General features: G+C 72.2%; 18 protein-coding genes and 1 tRNA gene. 14 read left to right on the top strand and 5 right to left on the bottom strand.

Annotation, left to right across the window (positions count from 1 at the left end):
* The 14 genes from QN157_02055 (at position 1) to QN157_01990 (ending at position 11,535) form a co-directional block, all read left to right on the top strand.
* The gene (locus QN157_02055) at positions 1-321 is read left to right on the top strand and encodes a V-type ATP synthase subunit K (protein MDR7554370.1); all 321 of its coding nucleotides are present in this window, start codon (positions 1-3) and stop codon (positions 319-321) included.
* A 17-nt stretch (positions 322-338) separates the two neighbouring features.
* Complete coding sequence (locus QN157_02050) at positions 339-917, top strand: V-type ATP synthase subunit E family protein (GenBank protein ID MDR7554369.1); 579 nt, start codon at positions 339-341, stop codon at positions 915-917.
* Positions 918-928: 11 nt separating this feature from the next.
* Positions 929-1,960: a V-type ATPase subunit gene (locus tag QN157_02045; protein MDR7554368.1), complete on the top strand. Its 1,032-nt coding sequence runs from the start codon at positions 929-931 to the stop codon at positions 1,958-1,960.
* Positions 1,953-2,270: a V-type ATP synthase subunit F gene (locus tag QN157_02040; protein ID MDR7554367.1), complete on the top strand. Its 318-nt coding sequence runs from the start codon at positions 1,953-1,955 to the stop codon at positions 2,268-2,270. The genes QN157_02045 and QN157_02040 overlap by 8 nt, the downstream gene beginning before the upstream one ends.
* 10 nt (positions 2,271-2,280) lie before the next feature.
* On the top strand, positions 2,281-4,038 hold the full coding sequence (locus tag QN157_02035; GenBank protein MDR7554366.1) for a V-type ATP synthase subunit A: 1,758 nt from the start codon (positions 2,281-2,283) through the stop codon (positions 4,036-4,038).
* Positions 4,039-4,044: 6 nt separating this feature from the next.
* Positions 4,045-5,460, top strand: coding sequence for a V-type ATP synthase subunit B (locus QN157_02030; protein ID MDR7554365.1), 1,416 nt, complete (start codon positions 4,045-4,047; stop codon positions 5,458-5,460).
* A gap of 63 nt (positions 5,461-5,523) precedes the next feature.
* Entirely contained in the window at positions 5,524-6,165 is a 642-nt protein-coding gene (locus QN157_02025; GenBank protein MDR7554364.1) for a V-type ATP synthase subunit D, read from the top strand.
* Between the two features lie 90 nt (positions 6,166-6,255).
* A complete protein-coding gene (locus QN157_02020) occupies positions 6,256-6,981 on the top strand; it encodes a DUF881 domain-containing protein (GenBank protein MDR7554363.1) in 726 nt (241 codons plus the stop codon).
* Between the two features lie 13 nt (positions 6,982-6,994).
* Entirely contained in the window at positions 6,995-7,360 is a 366-nt protein-coding gene (locus QN157_02015; protein ID MDR7554362.1) for a small basic family protein, read from the top strand.
* A gap of 203 nt (positions 7,361-7,563) precedes the next feature.
* Positions 7,564-8,577, top strand: coding sequence for a type I glyceraldehyde-3-phosphate dehydrogenase (gene gap / locus QN157_02010; protein ID MDR7554361.1), 1,014 nt, complete (start codon positions 7,564-7,566; stop codon positions 8,575-8,577).
* Positions 8,578-8,581: 4 nt separating this feature from the next.
* A complete protein-coding gene (locus QN157_02005; protein MDR7554360.1) occupies positions 8,582-9,790 on the top strand; it encodes a phosphoglycerate kinase in 1,209 nt (402 codons plus the stop codon).
* Positions 9,791-9,957: 167 nt separating this feature from the next.
* Positions 9,958-10,728, top strand: coding sequence for a triose-phosphate isomerase (gene tpiA, locus QN157_02000; GenBank protein ID MDR7554359.1), 771 nt, complete (start codon positions 9,958-9,960; stop codon positions 10,726-10,728).
* A 397-nt stretch (positions 10,729-11,125) separates the two neighbouring features.
* Positions 11,126-11,353 (top strand): preprotein translocase subunit SecG, encoded by a 228-nt coding sequence (gene secG, locus QN157_01995; protein MDR7554358.1) that lies wholly within the window; start codon positions 11,126-11,128, stop codon positions 11,351-11,353.
* A gap of 96 nt (positions 11,354-11,449) precedes the next feature.
* Positions 11,450-11,535: transfer RNA gene (locus tag QN157_01990), tRNA-Leu, on the top strand.
* A 180-nt stretch (positions 11,536-11,715) separates the two neighbouring features.
* Here the strand turns inward: QN157_01990 and QN157_01985 are convergent.
* From QN157_01985 to QN157_01965, 5 genes are read right to left on the bottom strand one after another with little or no spacing between them, the layout of a single operon-like run.
* Positions 11,716-13,347, bottom strand: a complete 1,632-nt coding sequence (locus QN157_01985; protein MDR7554357.1) for a hypothetical protein — start codon at positions 13,345-13,347, stop codon at positions 11,716-11,718.
* Entirely contained in the window at positions 13,344-14,093 is a 750-nt protein-coding gene (locus QN157_01980) for a phosphocholine cytidylyltransferase family protein (GenBank protein ID MDR7554356.1), read from the bottom strand. The genes QN157_01985 and QN157_01980 overlap by 4 nt, the downstream gene beginning before the upstream one ends.
* The gene (locus tag QN157_01975) at positions 14,093-14,908 is read right to left on the bottom strand and encodes a CDP-alcohol phosphatidyltransferase family protein (protein MDR7554355.1); all 816 of its coding nucleotides are present in this window, start codon (positions 14,906-14,908) and stop codon (positions 14,093-14,095) included. The genes QN157_01980 and QN157_01975 overlap by 1 nt, the downstream gene beginning before the upstream one ends.
* Positions 14,908-16,464: a lipopolysaccharide biosynthesis protein gene (locus QN157_01970; protein ID MDR7554354.1), complete on the bottom strand. Its 1,557-nt coding sequence runs from the start codon at positions 16,462-16,464 to the stop codon at positions 14,908-14,910. Before QN157_01970 ends, QN157_01975 begins: the two co-directional genes overlap by 1 nt.
* A 19-nt stretch (positions 16,465-16,483) precedes the next feature.
* Entirely contained in the window at positions 16,484-18,073 is a 1,590-nt protein-coding gene (locus tag QN157_01965; protein MDR7554353.1) for a hypothetical protein, read from the bottom strand.
* Positions 18,074-18,205: the final 132 nt, after the last annotated feature.

The following is an 18,205-nucleotide window of genomic DNA, read 5'->3' as shown; positions in this document are numbered from 1 at the left end:
GTGAAGACGGTTCTACGGATGCTGACGCTGGCGGTGGCGGTGCTGCTCGCGGCCGGCCCCGGGCTGGCCGCGGAGACGCCGGCCGAGGGCGCCCGGCAGATCACCCTGGCCCACGGACTGATGGCCCTGGCCGCAGCGCTGGCGGTCTTCGGCGGCGCCATCGGCACCGCCTGGGCGCAGTCGCGCATCGGGTCCGCGGCCGCGGGCGCCATGGCCGAGCGGCCCGAGATCGGCGGGCAGATGCTGATCTTCCTGGTGCTGCCCGAGACGCTGATCATCTTCGGCTTCCTGGTGGCCTTCTTCATCGTCGGCCGGCTGTAGTCCGGCGGGCGCAGACCATGACGTCGGAGCTGATCGCCCTCCTCGAGCGCGAGGCTGCGGCCGAGCGCGAGAAGCTCCTGGCCGACGCCCGGGCCCAGGCCGAGGCGATCGTCGCCGAGGCCCGGCAGCAGGCGGCCGAGCTGGTGGCGCGCCACCACGAGCGGCTGGAGGCCGCCTACCGTGCCGCGGTGACCCGGGCGCAGAGCACCGCGCAGCTGCGCGCGACGTCCCTGGTGCTCCAGGCCAAAGAGGAGGAGATCGGCAAGGTCTTCGCCGAGGCCGAGGCCGAACTGGCGCGGCTGGCGCGCGACCCCCAGGCGTACCCGGCGGCGCTGGAGGCGTTTCTCCTGGAGGCGGTGCGCAGCCTCGGCGATGCCGCCGTGGTCACGGTGCACCCCGACGACGCGCCGCTGGCACGCGAGGTGGTCCGCCGCCAGGGCTGGCAGGTGCAGGTGCACACCGACCCGGCCGTGACCGGCGGCGCGCGCGTGACCTCGGCCGATGGGCGGTTCGTCGTCACCAACACGCTGGCCTCGCGCCTGGAGCGCGCGCGTCCGATGCTGGCCGGCGAGGTGGCGCGCGTGCTCTGGGGGTAACCGTCGGCCGCATGCCGGACTTCCCCTACGTCAACGCCAGGGTCCGCGCCATGCGCAGCCGGCTGCTGTCGCCGGGGCGGCTGGAGGAGCTGCTCGGGGCGCCGACGTTCGAGGCGTTCCTGCAGGCGCTGGCGGCCACGCCCTACGGCGACGACCTCCAGGAAGCGCTGGTCCGCGCGCAGGGTGTGCGGGCGGTGGACGAGGCGCTGGCGCGCAACCTCCAGCGCACCACGCGGGCGATTCTGAGCTTCGCCGACGGCCAGGCCCGCGCGCTGCTGGAGACGCTGCTGCTGCGCTGGGACCTGCACAACCTGCGGGTCATCGTGCGCGGCAAACATGCCGGCCGCCCCGCGGACGAGATCGTCGCTGCCCTGGTGCCGGCCGGCAACCTCAGCGAGACCCTCCTGAAGGAGCTGGCGGGCTACCCCGACATGGCAGCGCTGGCCGGCACGCTGGAGGCGGTGAACCACCCGCTGGCGGGGCCGCTGGCCGAGGGCGTCGCCGCGTACGCCCGCACCCAGGACCTGCTGGCGTTGGAGTTGGGGCTGGAGCGCGCCTATGCTGGCTGGGGGCTGGCGCGGGCGAGCGGTCGGGGGCACGACGCCGCGGTGCTGCGCGAGGTCTTCCGCACCGAGATCGACGTCGCCAACGTCAAGACCGCGCTCAAGCTGGCCCTGGCCGGGACGCTGCCCGAGGCCCGGCGGCTGCAGTTCTACATCCCCGGCGGCGCCATCGTCACCGACAAGCTGTTCCTGGGGCTGTCGGATGCCCAGGCCCAGGCGGCGGCGTGGGAGCGGCTGCGCGTCCACGGCTTTCCGGTGAAAGAACTGCCCGGCGATCTCGTGGCGTTCGAACGGGAGCTCGACTATCATGTGGTCAGGACCCTGGTCCGCTACTACCTGGGCGATCCGTTGGGCATCGACATCGTCGTGGGCTTCCTGGCCATGAAGACCGCGGAGGTGGCGAACCTGCGGCTCATTGCGCGCGGCAAGGTGTACGGGCTGCCGCGCGAGCAGGTGCGCCGGGAGATGCTCCTTGTATAGGTTCGCCGTGATCACCGACCCCGAGACCGCCACGGGCTTTCGCCTGGCGGGCGTGGAGGTGCGCGAGGCCACCACGCCCCGGGAGGCCCTGGAGCAGCTCCGGCAGCTCGTCGCGCTGGACTACGGCCTGGTGGCCGTCAACGAGGCGCTGCTGGAGGGGGCCGCCGAGGAGCGCGCGCGGCTGCTGCGCGGCCGCGACCTGCCGATCCTCGTGCCGTTCCCGGCCCCGGAGGCGCAGGCCGAGAGCGCCGAGCAGTACGTGGCGCGGCTGGTCAAGGAGCACATCGGGTTCTACGTGAAGCTGCGGTAGGAGGCAGGCGATGGCGACGCAGGGCGAGATCATCAAGATCGCCGGGCCAGCGGTCATCGCCCGGGGGATTCCCGGCGCGCGGATGTACGACCTGGTCCGCGTGGGCCGCGAGGGCCTGCTGGGCGAGATCATCCGGCTGGACGGGGCCACGGCCTTCATCCAGGTCTACGAGGACACCTCGGGGTTGCAGGTGGGGGAGCCCGTGCACACCACGGGCGCGCCCCTGTCGCTGGAGCTGGGGCCGGGGCTGCTGACCTCGATCTTCGACGGCATTCAGCGGCCCCTGGAGAGCGTGCGGCGCCAGAAGGGCGACTTCATCGCCCGCGGCGCGGTGACCGAGGCCCTCGACCGTACGAAGCGGTGGGCGTTCGTCGCCACGGCGGCCCCCGGGCAGCAGGTCGGCCCCGGCGACGTGCTGGGCTGGGTGCAGGAGTTCGGCTTCCAGCACCGGATCATGGTGCCGCCGGGGCTGCGGGGCGGGCGGCTCGCGGAGCTGCGCTCCGGGGAGTTCACCGTCGACGACGTCATCGGCCGTCTGGACGACGGCACCGAGCTGCGGCTCGCGCACCGCTGGCCGGTGCGCGTGCCCCGGCCCGTGGCGCGCAAGCTCGACCCGCGGGAGCCGTTCATCTCGGGCCAGCGCATCATCGACGTCCTCTTCCCGGTGGCGATGGGCGGTGCGGCGGCCATCCCCGGGCCGTTCGGCTCGGGGAAGACCGTCATGCAGCAGACGCTGGCCAAGTGGTCCAACGCCGACGTGATCATCTACGTGGGGTGCGGCGAGCGCGGCAACGAGATGACCCACGTGCTCGACGAGTTCCCCGAGCTGGAGGACCCGCGCACTGGCCGGCCGCTCATGGAGCGGACGATCATCATCGCCAACACGTCCAACATGCCCGTGGCGGCCCGGGAGGCGTCGGTCTACACCGGCATCACCATGGCCGAGTACTGGCGTGACCAGGGCTACAAGGTGGCGCTGATGGCCGACTCCACCAGCCGGTGGGCCGAGGCGATGCGCGAGATCTCGTCCCGGCTGGAGGAGATGCCCGCCGAGGAGGGCTACCCGCCCTACCTCTCCAGCCGTCTGGCGGCGTTCTACGAGCGCGCCGGGCGCGCCGTCTGCCTGGGGCAGCCGGAGCGCCACGGGTCGGTCACCGTGGTCGGGGCGGTCTCGCCACCCGGCGGCGACCTGTCCGAACCGGTTACCCAGGCCACCCTGCGCATCGTCGGCACCTTCTGGTCGCTGGACGCCAGCCTGGCCCACCGGCGCCACTTCCCGGCCATCCACTGGCTGCGCTCCTACAGCCTCTACACGCCGCTGTTCCGCGACTGGTACCGGGAGCACATGCCCGAGGACTTCGAGACCCTGCGCGACCGCGCCTCGGCGCTGCTGCAGCGCGAGGCCGAGCTGCAGGAGATCGTGCAGCTCGTGGGGCCCGACGCCCTCCAGGACGACCAGCGGCTGGTGATCGAGGCGGGCAAGATGCTGCGCGAGGACTTCCTCCAGCAGTCGTCGTTCTCGGAGGTGGACGCCTACTGCTCCCTGGAGAAGGCCTACGGGATGCTGCGGGCCATCATCACCTTCTACGACGAGGCCAGCGCGGCGCTGCGGCGCGGGATGGCCATGGACGAGATCCTGAACCTCAAGCAGATGGAGGAGATCGCCCGCATGAAGGAAGTGCCCAACGACCAGTTCGGCGCGTACATCGCGGCGTGGTTCGCGCGGCTCCCCGAGGCGTTCGGGGCCAAGGCCGCGGCGGGAGGGTAGCAGGCCATGGAGCTGGCGACCAAGCAGTACCAGTCGATCTCGTACATCTCCGGGCCGCTGCTGTTCGTCGAGGGCGCCCGGGACCTGCCGTATGGCGCCATCGTCAACATCCACCTGCCCGACGGCAGCATCCGGGGCGGCCAGGTCATCGAGGCGTCCGAGCGGGTGGCGGTGATCCAGGTCTTCGAGGAGACCGCCGGACTGGACCTGGCCCACACCTCGGTCAGCCTGCGCGAGGACGTGGCCCGCATCGGCGTCTCCCGCGAGATGATCGGCCGACGGTTCAACGGCCTGGGCGATCCCATCGACGGGCTGCCGCCCATCATCCCCGAGAAGCGCCTGCCGGTGGTGGGCGCGCCCATCAACCCGGTGGCGCGGCAACGGCCGCAGGAGTTCATCCAGACCGGCATCTCGGCCATCGACGGCCTCAACACGCTGGTGCGCGGCCAGAAGCTGCCGATCTTCTCGGGCGCGGGGCTGCCCCACAACGAGCTGGCGGCCCAGATCGCCCGCCAGGCCAGGGTGCGCGGCGAGGGCGAGGCGTTCTCGGTGGTCTTCGGCGCCATGGGCATCACCCAGCGCGAGGCGGCGTACTTCATCGAGCAGTTCGAGTCCACCGGCGCGCTGGCGCGCAGCGTGGTCTTCCTCAACCTGGCCGACGACCCGGCCATCGAGCGGCTGATGACCCCCCGGGTGGCGCTGACCACCGCCGAGTACCTGGCGTTCGAGCTGGACATGCAGGTGCTGGTCATCCTGACGGACATGACCAACTACTGCGAGGCGCTGCGCGAGATCGGCGCGGCGCGCGAGGAGATCCCGGGCCGGCGCGGCTACCCCGGCTACATGTACACCGACCTGGCCACCATCTACGAGCGCGCGGGCCGCATCCACGGCCGCAAGGGCTCCATCACCCAGCTGCCGATCCTGACCATGCCCGACGACGACATCACCCACCCGATCCCCGACCTCACGGGCTACATCACCGAAGGGCAGATCGTGCTGAGCCGGGCGCTGCACCGCAACGGGATCTACCCGCCCATCAACCCCCTGCCGAGCCTGTCGCGCCTGATGAACGACGGCATCGGGCCCGGGCGCACCCGCGCCGACCACGCCAACGTCAAGGACCAGCTGTTCGCGTCGTACGCCAACGGCGTGGACCTGCGCCGCCTCGTGGCCATCATCGGCGAGGAAGCGCTGACCGACCGCGACCGCCTCTACCTGAAGTTCGCCGAGGCGTTCGAGCGCGAGTTCCTGGGCCAGGGGCAGACCGATCGGTCCATCGAGGAGACCCTCACCATCGGCTGGAAGCTCCTGTCGATGTTCCCCAAGGGTGAACTCAAGCGCATCAAGCAGGACCACGTGGACAAGTACTACTTCGGCGAGCAGATGGAGCAGCTCTGGGAGGAGAAGATCCGGCTGTGACGCCGGACGCGGGCGCCGCGCCGACGGCGCGCCCGGGGCGCTGACAGAGACGGGGAGCGCGCAATGGCCGAGGTCATCAGCCCCACCCGCATGAACCTGCTGCAGCGGCGCAACCAGCTGCGCGTGGCGCAGCAGGGCGTCGACCTGCTCAAGCGGAAGCGCGATGCGCTGGTGGCCGACTTCTTCAAGGTCGTGCGCGAGTCGCTCCAGGCCCGCGAGCGCCTCACCGCCGCCTGCCGCGAGGCGTACGTCATGCTGACCCTGGCCAAGGCCTTCGAGGGCCGCGAGGCGCTCGAGGCCGCCGCCATCCCGGCCCGGCGGGACGTGCTGCTGGACATCGCCATCCGCAACGTGTGGGGGACCAAGATCCCCGAGGTGGCCATCACCGACGTGCGGCGCTCCGTGCTCGAGCGGGGCCAGAACCCCGTGGCCACCAGCGCCCGCACCATGGCCAGCACGAGCCAGTTCGAGGACGTGGTGAGCGCGATCCTGGCGGTGGCCGCCACCGAGATCAAGCTGCGCAAGATCGGCGAGGAGATCAAGAAGACGACCCGCCGCGTCAACGCCCTGGAGCAGGTGGTGATCCCGCGGCTGCGCATGGAGACCCGGTACATCGCCTCCGTGCTGGAGCAGCGGGCCCGGGAGGACGTCTTCCGCCTGAAGCGCATCAAGAAGAAGCTGGAGGCCAAGGAGGCCGGGCGCTGACCCCGGCCCGGGCAGGCCCCGGGCGGGGGCCCGTCGCCGCGGAGCGCATCGGTGGCGCATCGTCGGTCAGGTCGCACGGTCCTTCCCGTCGTGGCGCGACACGCGGTGCGGTGGCAGGCGCCCCTGGCCGGGCTGCTGGCGCTGGTGGGCTTCGTCGTGGTCCTCCAGGTGCGCACGGTCTGGCAGGTGCGCCGCACGCTGCAGATCCCCCCGACCGAGCTGGAGCAGCTGGCCCTGATCCTGCGCGACCACGAGCGGCGCCGGGCGAGTCTGGAAGCCGAGGTCGCCGAGCTGCGGGCGCGCCTGCAGGACTACGAGAAGGCCGCCGCCGAGGGGCGCACCGCGGCGGCGCGCCTGAGCCGGACGCTGCAGGAGCTGCGGGCCCGGGCCGGGGTGACGCCCGTGGAGGGGCCGGGCGTGGTGGTCGAGCTCGCCGACAACCCGCGGCCACCACGCCCCGGCGAGGACCCCAACAAGACGATCCTGCACTACTCGGACCTCTACGCCGTGGTGGCCGAACTGTGGGCAGCCGGGGCAGAGGCCGTGGCCGTCAACGGCGAGCGGGTCGTCTCCAGCACCGGGATCAACTGCGTCGGCACCACCATCCTCTGCAACGCCAAGCGGCTGGCCCCGCCGTACGTCATCACGGCCATCGGCGACCCCGACGCGCTGCTGGCCGCCCTGCGGCGGCCAGCCGGGGCGGTGGAGATGCTGGTGGCCTTCGGCTTCCCCGTGCGCCTGGCGCGGCAGACCCGGCTCCACGTGCCGGGGTACCGTGGCATCTACCGGTTCGAGCACGTGCGCGCACCGCAGTAGGAGGGATCCGCCCGTGTGGCTGCCACTGCTCGGCCTGATCGTGGGCATCGTGCTGGGGTTCCTGGTCTCGGTGGAGATCCCCCTGGGGTACGTGAAGTACACGGCCATCGCCATCCTGGCGGCGATCGACACGGTGCTCGGTGGCCTCCGGGCGCAGCTGGAGGACCGGTTCGACCTGCTCATCTTCCTGTCGGGGTTCATCGTGAACGCCGGCTTCGCCGCCCTGCTCACCGCCATCGGCGACCTGCTGGGCCTGGACATCTACCTGGGCGCCGTCATCGCCTTCAGCATCCGCATCTTCGACAACATCGGGTTCATCCGGCGCGACGTGCTGGCCGCCTACCTGAAGGTCGACCGATCCGAGGCACGCCGCGGCTAGGGGTCGGCCACGGTCCGACGACGGCCCGGGGTGAGCACGCCCGGCGGGCGTCGAGGGCGCCGGGCGGCGCCGCCGGACGGCACGCCGCACCCGTGTGGAGCCGTGCAGCGCCCGGCGACGGATCGGGCCCCGGCCCGATGACAGCCCCGGTGGGCGTGCGCTAGCCTGAAGTGCGAGGGGACGTGTGCTGAGGAGGTGGAGGCATGCCAGTGCGGGTGGGAATCAACGGCTTTGGGCGCATCGGCCGCCAGTCCCTGCGGGCCATGCGCGAGCGGTACCCCGACGACATCCAGGTCGTCGCCATCAACGACATCGCCGACCTGCAGACCAACGCCCACCTGTTCAAGTACGACTCCAACTACGGCACGTACCCGGGCACCGTGGCCGCCCGGGACGGGACGCTCGTGATCGACGGCCAGGCGATCCGCGTGTTCTCCCAGCGCGAGCCGGCCCAGATCCCCTGGGACGAGGTGGGCGCACAGATCGTGGTGGAGTCCACGGGGCGGTTCACCGCGGCCGAGCAGGCCCGCGGCCACCTCGCCCACGGTGTCCGGAAGGTCGTCATCAGCGCGCCGGGGAAGGGTGAGGACCTCACGGTGAACATGGGCGTCAACCACGAGCTCTACGATCCGGCCCGGCACACCATCGTGAGCAACGGGTCGTGCACCACCAACGCCCTGGCCGTGACAGCCAAGGTGCTCAGCCGGGAGTTCGGCATCAAGCGCGGCTTCATGACCACCGTCCACTCCTACACCAACACGCAGCGCATCCTGGACGTGGTCGGCGAAAACCTGCGCGAGGCCCGGGCGGCGGCGCTGAACATCATCCCGGCCACGACCGGAGCCGCCAAGGCCATCTTCCTGGTGCTCCCCGAGCTGAAGGGCCGCATGCACGGCATCGCCCTGCGGGTCCCCACGCCGACCGTGTCCATCGTCGACCTCGTGTGCGAGCTCGAGCGGCCCGCCTCGGCCCAGGAGGTCAACGCCGCCTTCAAGCGGTACGCCGAGGGCGAGATGCGGAAGGTCCTGGGGTACACTGAGGAGGAGCTCGTCTCCATGGACTTCAAAGGCGACCCGCGCTCGGGCATCGTGGACGGGCCGCTGACGACAGTGCTCGGCGAGACCTTCGTGAAAGTCATGACCTGGTACGACAACGAGTGGGGCTACGCGTGCCGCGTGGCCGACCTCGTGGCGTACATGTACGAGCGCGGGCTGTAGCCCCATGGCCGCGAAGAAGACCGTCCGCGACGTGGACGTCGCGGGCCGGCGGGTCCTGGTGCGCGTCGACTTCAACGTGCCCATGGAGGGTGGGGTCGTCACCGACGACCGGCGCATCCGCGAGGCCCTCCCCACGATCCGCTACCTGGTCGAGCGGGGGGCGCGCGTGATCCTCGCCTCGCACCTGGGGCGGCCGGGCGGGGTCCCCGACCCGCGCTTTCGCCTGGCACCGGTGGGCGAGCGGCTGAGCGCGCTGCTGGGGCAGCCGGTGCCGGTGCTACCCGACTGCGTCGGCCCGGAGGTCGCCGCGGCGGTGGCGGCCCTGCAGCCCGGCCAGGTGGTGCTGCTGGAGAACCTGCGCTTCCATCCGGGCGAGGAAGCCAACGATCCGGCGTTCGCCGCGCAGCTGGCGGCGCTGGCCGACCTGTACGTCAACGACGCCTTCGGGACGGCCCATCGCGCGCACGCGTCTACGGTGGGTGTCGCCACGCTGCTGCCGGCCGTCGCGGGCTTCCTGATGGAGAAGGAGTTGCGGCACCTGGGCCAGGCGCTCGAGGACCCGGTCCGGCCGTTCGTGGCCATCCTGGGCGGCAAGAAGGTATCGGACAAGATCGCCGTGATCCGCCACCTGCTGACCCGCGCCGACACCCTGCTGCTGGGCGGCGGCATGGCGTACACGTTCCTGCGGGCGCGCGGGTACGAGATCGGGGCGTCACTGTGTGAGCCCGACCGCCTCGCGCTGGCGGCCGACCTCCTCGCCGAGGCCGCCCGCCGCGGGGTGGCGGTCCACCTGCCGGTGGACGTGGTGGTGGCCGAGGCCGTGCGGGCCGACGCCCCCACGCGCGTCGTGCCCGCCTCGGCCATCCCACCGGGGTGGGCCGGCGTGGACATCGGGCCCGAGACCGCGGCGCACTTCGCGGGCGTCATCGCCCAGGCCGGCACCGTGCTGTGGAACGGGCCGATGGGGGTCTTCGAGATCCCGGCGTTCGCCGCCGGCACCCGCGCGGTGGCCGAGGCGATGGCCCGTGCGTCCGCCGTGACCATCGTGGGCGGCGGCGACACCGCGGCGGCGGTCGACGCGTTCGGCCTGGCCGACCGCATGACGCACGTCTCTACCGGCGGTGGGGCGTCGCTGGAGTTCCTGGAGGGGCGCGAGCTGCCCGGTGTCGCGGTCCTGCAGGATGCACAGGCGCCAGGTGCCCGGTCGGCCTGACGGCGCCCTGTCGGCCCGACCGGGTCCGGTAGGCGCACATCGCAGCTCGCGGGCCCGACAATCGAGCAGTGGCAGTCACAGCCCGGGGACGGGTTGAGAACCGGAGACCCTGAGCGCCGCAGGCTCCGGACGCAACGCGCCTGCTCGGACCTTTTCAGGAGGCGATCATGCGCACACCGCTGGTGGCCGGCAACTGGAAGATGCACCTGCGCATCCGCGAGGCCCTGGACCTGGTCGGCGCGCTGCGGCAGGCCCTGGACGGCCTGGCCGGGATCGAGGTCGTGGTCTGCCCGCCGTTCACGGCGCTGGCCGACGTCGGCCGCGCCCTGGCCGGCTCGACGATCGGCCTGGGCGCCCAGAACGTGCACTGGGCACCCCAGGGGCCGTTCACCGGGGAGATCGCCGCGCCGATGCTGCGCGACGTGGGGTGCACCCACGTGATCATCGGACACTCCGAACGCCGCCACGGTCTGGGCGAGACGGATGCCATGGTGGCGCGCAAGGTGGTCACCGCCCTGGCGCACGGGCTGGTGCCCATCCTGTGCGTGGGCGAGACGTTGGAGGAACGGGAGGCGGGGCGCACCGAGGACGTGCTGGCCGCGCAACTGCGCGCCGGGGTCGCCGATGCCGGCGCGGCGGACGCCGCGCGGCTCGTCGTGGCGTACGAGCCCGTCTGGGCCATCGGCACCGGCCGGCCTGCGACCGGCGCAGAAGCGAACCGTATCGCCGGCCTGCTACGCGCCTGGCTGCGCGACCGGTTCAGCGCTGGCGCGGCGGCGGTCCGCGTGCTCTACGGCGGCAGCGTCACCCCCCAGACGGTCGGTGAGTTCGCCGGGCAACCCGAGGTCGATGGCGCCCTGGTCGGGGGCGCCAGCCTGCAGGCCGATGCCTTCGTGGGCATCGTGCGGGCCGTCCTGGGCGCGCGTGTGGCCCCGTGAGCGCGCGACGGACGTGCGCGGACGACGGCGGCTGCCGACGCGGGTGGAACCCGGAAGGGGGCAGATGCGGCGCGGGGCGCGAGCAGCGCTCGCCGGGATGTCGGGGGTACCGGGGCGCGCGCAGACGCAGGGACGCAGAGGCGTGGGGCCAGCGGGCGCAGGGGCGCCGAGGCAACCGGGTGCAGACGGCGCTGGGGCGCAGGAGGCGCGCGTGTTCTTGCGGCCCGGCGCGGGGGCGTGTATTCGGCGTCGCGACGGCGAGCGGCTCTGGAGCTGCTTGGCGCGGGGCGCAAGGGGCGTGCCCATTCTTGCGGTCCGGGGCCACGGGTGCTAGCATGAAGGACGCTCCGGGCGGGGCAGTACGCTCGCGGAACCGGCTCTGGGGAGGACGTGTCAGGTGACGGACATTCCCCTTGCGCTCTACATCGTGCACCTGGTGATCGCGCTGGCGCTCATCGGCATCATCCTGCTGCAGGGGCCCAAGGGCGAGGGCCTGGGGGCCATCGGCGGCAGCGCGCGGCTCTTCCACGGGCCGCGGCCACGCGAGACACTGCTCACCAGGATCACCACGGGGTTCTCGATCGCGTTCGTGCTGACGGCCAGCGTGCTGGCCTTCTGGCGCTAACACGCCTGCTGGTATCCCCACCGCGGTTTGACACCCCTGCGCGGGCGTTTCTATAATGACGCTGCTTCCCCTGAGTGCACCGTTCGGGAAGCCCGCGCCGGGATGGCGGAACTTGGCAGACGCGCACGCTTGAGGGGCGTGTGGGGTTTCCCGTGGGGGTTCAAATCCCCCTCCCGGCACCAGACACGTGGACACGTCACCGGCCGGTGTCTCGCAGCAGAGGTACCAGCTGACAACGGTGCGCAGGCCGTCGTGCGCGCTAGCGTCCGGCGGGCCCGCCGTCACGCGACGTGTCGTGGCTCGTTGGGCGCGCGCGCAGGCCGCCTGCAGGCTGCGTCTTGCCGGACTGCGCCTCCCGGTGCTCAGGGCGCAGACGGCGGGCGGGGAGCGCTCCTCGCGTCCGCCTGTTCCAGTACGCCGCGGTGCAGGTGGAGGATCTTCCCCGAAGGGGTGGGCAGGGGCTCGCGGCGGAGCACCTGGAGCGTGCCCGCGGCCTCCCAGGCGCGCTGCACGATGCGTCCGTACGCTGGCACCAGGTGCCGGCGAGCCATTTCGCGCAGAACCGTCCGTCGCACAGCGTCCTCGTCCACGGGGCCTACGGCAGGGCTCACGAGCAGGAAGAGCCGCGTGAAGCCGCTCTCGTCCTCCCCTTCGACGAGCTGGTAGTGCCGGCCGTCGCCGCCGAACCGGCGCGGGAGCTCTTCCTCCAGGAGCTCCGCGACCGCAGGGCCGAGGTACGTCAGACCCTCGGCTGTGAGTTTCTCGAAGCTGCGGATGGTATGCATGTGGAGTCGCAGCCCGGCGCGGTCGAGGAAACAACCACAGGAGCGCTCTTCCAGGCGTGCCTCGTCACCGCTCTCCACGTTGAGCAGCACGTTGCGGGCATGCGGCAGCAGCGTGGTGAACAGCAGCGCACGTACCTGGGCGCCGTGGGGTGAGATCGGCCGCAGGTGCTCGCGTACGGCGACACGGTCGGTGAGGACGTGCAGGTCGTCGGCCTCGTGCCCGACCGGGCATTGCCAGGCGCAGTTGCCCAGTTCGGTGAACGAGAAGCGGGACAGCACGCGGAAGCCGCGCGCCTCGATGGCACGGCGCTTCGCAGGTGTCAGCGGCTCGCCCGCAACGATGAAGACGACGTCGCCCAAGGCGAGACCTGCGTCGTCGGCGGCGAGCACCAACCGTAGGGCGGAGCTGGCGAACGTCTCGACCACCATGCCGCGGGCGGTGTTCACCCGGCTGATGTATCGAGCGAGCTCGGTCGCGCGATCGGCGGGCACGACCTCCATGGGCGGCAACGGTCTGCCGCTGACGGCGCGGACGGTCGTCAGCAGGAGCCGCGTGTGGGGTGCGGCCTCGAACACCTGCGAGCACCAGCGCACGGGGCGCTCTCCGGTCAGGGCCCCCACCAGCAGCCAGACGAGGCCCGTGCTGGCGCTGAGCCACACCAGCACGTCGCGTCCCGCCAGACCGTAGTGGAGGTTGAGCCAGCGTCGCAGGCGGGCGCGGGCGACCAGCTCTTCGAGCGGCACGGTGCTGGGCGTGGGCGCCCCCCGGGATCCGCTGCTGGTCGCCTGAAACGCCCGGGTGGTGTCAGGGGTGGCGAAGTCCCTGGGCTGAAAACGCAAGGTCGTCTTTCCGCGCACCGCTGGCACGAGGCCCTTGAACTCCTGGATCGTCACGAAGACGCCGTCGGCCCGGAGCTGGTCCAGGGCGCCATCGAGCCCTCGCGTGCGCACGAGGTGAGTGAGCCGTTGGAAGTCGTAGCCCCCTGCCTCCAGCAGCGGCCGATAGGGGCTGTTCGGGTACGCGAAGATGACCCGCTCGGCGCTGGCGAGGAACGTCTCGTCGCGGCGGGCCACTGCGGCGCGCAGCTCCTCGGCGAAGTCGCGGACGTCGCTTATCTGGTGGCGCAGGAGGCGTCCGATCTGCACTCCGGCCCGGATGGCTGCGGCAATGGTCGCAGGGGCGCGGCGCAGCCGGCGGCCTGTGGTCATCGCGTCCCCCCGTTGTGGTCGGAAGCTGCGCGGTGTGGGACGGTGCCCTGCCGCGCCAGCGCCTCGGCGCGGGCGTAGTCGTCGGGCGTGTCGATCTCGGCCCACCGCAGTCCCGCGACCGAGACCCATGGCATGGGGGCTTCCGCGACCGTGGCCCCCAGGAGGTCCTCGTAGGCGACGTCGGTGGCGCCGCGGTGCACACACGCGCGGGCCAGCGCCGCAAGGCGCGCGGCACGGTCCGGGGAGAGCCGCGCGAACCCCACCCACTCTGCCCCAGGCGCACTCCGCAATCCCCGCGCCAGCCCGGTCGCGCGTCCGCCCGCGATGGCGGCCCGGTACTTTTCGCGGTCGTAGGGTCGGGATGGGTCGACCACCAGGGCCTCCTGACCGCCGTCGCATGCCCGGGCCAGCACGGCGTCCTCGCAGTACACGTCGCCGTCCATCAGCAGGACCTCACCCTCCATGCAGGCCCGGGCCGCGTCCAGTGAGCACACGCTGCCCCCCACGCGGGGATTGTGGACAGTGCGGACCGGAAACGCCACGGAGGTCGTGGCGGCGGCCAGCGCGTCCACGCGCTCGTGTTCGAAGCCCGTGACGACCACCAGCTCGTCGACCCCAAGGCGGCGCAGGGCGTCGATGTAGCGGACCAGCAGCGGCCGGCCGCCCACCGGGAGCAGGCACTTGGGGTGCGGCCAGACGGCGCGCAGCCGGGTCCCGCGTCCTGCCGCCAGGACGACGGCCCGCATCAGCGGCCCCCGTCCCGGTCGGCCCGCCGCAGCAGGACCACCGCGCGCGTCAGGTGCCAGAGGAGACTTCCCAGGGAGACCGGCGCCATGACCAGCAGCACCACGTCCAGCCGCCTCCACAGGGCGGCCACCACCAGTGCTGGGAGCAGCGTGCCGTCCATGCCGACGAGGTGACGACCGATGAGGTGGCGCAGGAAGGCTTCGCGCCGCCCCAGCGCCCCGCTCGGTGGTGGGGGAACGCTGGCCACGGGGGCAGGCGACGTCTTGGGGGCGAGCGCCCGTAGGGCCTCGCGCATCCGCATCTCGGCCAGCGCGTGCTGCGCTGTGGCCAGGGCAGCGACGCCGCCGAGCAGCAAGCACGCCGTGCGTCCGCCATCGGGCCCGAGGGCCCACAGGGGGGGCTGCGGGGCCAGGTAGACGTGGACGCCGAGTGCCGCGAACAGCAGCGGCGGCATCAGATGGCCGTTCAGGTCGTCGAGGTACGTCCCGTACACCGAGGACCGGCCCGTCGCCCGCGCGAGATCGCCGTCGAGGGCGTCCAGCACGTAGTAGACGTGCATCAACAGGGCGCCGCCCAGGGCCCCGGCGGCTGTGCCACTCGCCAGGAGCCCGAGGCCGGCCAGCATCGTCACACTGGCCACGACGGTCACCAGGTTGGGGCGTACGCCCAGGCGCGTGCACACGGGCACGCAGAAGGCCGCGAGCCGGTACGCGACCCAGAGCCAGTAGCCCAGTTCCCACCCGCTGCTCGGTCGGGACGAGGGTCCCGGCGCATCCTTCCGGACGCCGGGGGCGAGCGTGTCGGTCGACGACATCACATCGCGCCTCCAAACGAGAGCCTGCGTCGAAGGTGGCGGACGACCTGACCGGCGTCCCTGCGCACCTCGGTGGCCGCGCGCGCGGCGAAGCCCACCACGTCCGCCCACGCCCGCGGGAAGCATCGCGCCAGGACCAGGGCGTAGGCCGCTGCGCCGGTCGGGACGCCCAGGGCCAGCACCACGGCCGGCGTGGCGCCGACGGTCAGCAGGACCTGCCGCAGCAGCACCACGGTGACGTACAGGGCCACGGACGCCATGGCCGGGGCGGTAAGCGGCGCGAGCAGCCGTCGCGCCGGCCAGGCCAGCAGGCGCAGGCCGACGACGACGAAGAGCCAGGACCCCAGCCCCAGGATCAGGCCCACGGCCAGCGCGACGCCCAGGACGCCGGCCCGCGCGCCCAGCAGCGCGCCCGCAGCCAGCGCAGGCCAGATCAGGGCGTAGAACTTCCAGACGGTCTGGGGAGATCCTACCGCGGCGAGCACGTGCCGCACCAGCAGTGCGACCGCCAGAGGAATGCCGTAGAGCAGCAGGATCCGGAAGGCGTCGACCGCGGGAAGCCACCTGGGCCCGTAGACGACGGCGATGTACTCCGGCGCCAGGGCCAGCTGTCCCACCTGCAGCGGGAGCGTGACGCTGGCCAGCAACAGCAGGCTCTTGCCCGCGTGACGCTGCAGCGCGTCCCTGTGCCCTTGCAGCGACGCGAACGTCGGGAACGCCACTCGGGCCGCGATGGGCGTGGCGTTCTGCACCGCGAACATGGCCTGCCGGAAGGCGAAGGAGTACAGCCCCAGCGGGCTCGCCCCCAGCAGCCGACCCACCACGACGTAGTCGGTGTTGTCCACACAGTACCGCAGCACGTCGGCGATCCAGACGTGCCGCGCGTAGCGCAAGAGCTCGCGCCACCGGCTCAGCGCCACCGCGACACGGGGACGCCAGGGGCACAGCCGCCAGTGCACGTAGACCCGGATCGGATCGGCGAGGACCACCGGGACGACGACACTCCACACCCCGTAGCCCTGGAACGCCATGAGCACCGTGCCGAGGGCCATGACCGTGCCCACGAGGGCATGGGCCACCGTCAGCCGCGGGAGGTCCAGCGTCTTGGTCAGGAGCGCGGCGTGGGTGGCGCCCCAGGGCACCACGAAGAAGCTGAGGGCCGCCACCCGGAGCAGCGGCACCAGGAGGGGCTCACGAAACGCGAGCGCCACCTGGGGAGCCGCGGCCAGCACCACCACCCCGATGGCGCTCCCGACCAGCGGGTGCAACCAGAAGCTGGCGTTGGCGTGCGCCTCCAGGTCGTCGGCACGCTGGATCAGGGCCGTGGAGACCCCGCGCAGGCCAAACAGCAGTACCGCCCCCTGCACGAGCGTGACCACCGCCACCAGGCCGAAGTCATGGGGCGTGAGCAGGCGCGCCAGCACCACGCGGCTACCAAACCCGATAGCCCACGTGTACGCCTGGGAAAGGAGCGTCCACAGCGTCCCCCGCCGCGCCAGGGCCGCCAGGCCATCGACGCCGCCAGGGGATGGGCTGGCGTCGTGCGCGTGGCTCACGCCACCGGCCCCCTGCGCCTCACAGGAGCGCCCCGCGGACGCGATGGAGGTGCAACACTTTCCCCGCAGTGGTGGGCAGGGGGTCCCGGCGGACGATCTGGATGGTGTCAGCCTGGCTCCAGACGGTGGCCACGCTGCGACCGTAAACCGGATCCAGGTGGCGCACTCCGAGTTCCGCGAGCAACGTCCGGCGCAGGGCCGCCTCGTCCAGCGGCCCCAGGTGGGGGCTGACCAGCAGGTAGAGCTTCGTGAACCCGCGGGCGTCCTCGCCCTCCACCAGCTGGTAGTGCCGGCTGTCGCCGCCAAACCTCCTGGGCAGGACGTCCTCCAGGAGCTCGATCAGGGTCGGGCCCAGGAAGGTGATGCCCTCGGCGGTGAGCTTCTCGAAGCTCCGGATCGTGTGCATGTGCAGCCGCAACCCGATGCGGTCGAGGAAACAGCCGCACGACCGCTCCTCCAGCCCGCCGTAGTCGCCCGTTTCCATGTTCAGCAGCACGTGGCGCGCATGGGGCAGCAGGCTGGTGAAGAGGTAGGCAAAGACCGTGGTGCCGTCGCCGTCCACGACGCGGGGGTACTGCCGCACCGCCACCATGTCCGTCATCACGTGCAGGTCATCGGACGTCCGAGGCGCGAGACACGCCCACGCCGGTTCCCCCAGTTCGAAGAACCCGAACCGCGAGAACACCTGGAACCCGCGTTCCTCGAGCTGCCGGCGCTTGACGGGCGTCACCGGCTCGCCCATCAACAGAAAGGCTACGTCGCCCAGGGCGATGCCCGCCTCCTCGGCGGCCAGCACGAGGCGCAGCGCGGAGTTCACGAACGCGGCCACCAGGAGGCCACGCCGCGTGTTCACCCGCTGGATGTCCCGGGCGATCTCCAGCACACGCTCGGGCGGCACGATGTGCAGGCGCGGCAGGGGGCCGGCACCCGCTGCGCGCGCGATCGCCAGCATGAGAGGTACCGACGGGCTGCTGAAGCCTACCGGGGAGAACCAGCGCAGCGGGCGGCGGCCGGCCAGCGAGAACCTGACGACACGCTCGAGACCGGCCCCGGGGGTCAGCCAGACCACCACGTCGCGGTCCTGCAGGCCGTATCGCTCGAGCATCCACGCGAGCAGACGGGTGTGGTACAGGAGATCGTCGACCGAGACCTCGGTCTGCGTGCCACCGCTGCGAGATCCACTGCTCTGCCCCCAGAGCACGCCGGGCGCTCGGGGATTGGCGAAGTCGCGCTCCCGGAAGCGGAAGGTGCGTCCATGGCGTACGGCCGCCTCACGGCCCTTGAACTCCTGGACCCGCACGTACACGCCGTCCTGCCACAGGCGGTCCAGGGCGGCCTCCAGGCCCAGGCGCAGCACCAGCTCCCGGATCCGGGGCAGGTCGTACCCGGCGGCGTCCAGGAGTGGCCGGTAGGGACTGTCGCGGTGGGCGAAGATCAAGTGCTCGATCGACCAGAGGAAGTTCTCCACACGCCGTGCCAGCTGCGCGCGCACGTCGTCCTCGAACCGTGCGGCAGACACCGGAGACCGCCGCAACAGTGCCGCCAGTTGCAGCCCCCGGCGGACGTCCCGCAGACCGGCGCGGAGCGCGCGGGGGATGGTGCGCGTCATGGGCGCCGTCGGCAGGGTCGGCGGGCCCCCGGGTGGCGTGGCGGTGAACGGTATGCGGTTGCGGCGGAAGGGTGCACGTCCATTGCTACGATCATAGGCGAACGGCCCCTGCGGGCGCTACTATCCGCGACG

The organism is Armatimonadota bacterium (assembly GCA_031459855.1).
Taxonomy (GTDB): domain Bacteria; phylum Sysuimicrobiota; class Sysuimicrobiia; order Sysuimicrobiales; family Humicultoraceae; genus Fervidifonticultor; species Fervidifonticultor primus.
This window is presented reverse-complemented; position numbering and strand designations above follow the sequence as displayed.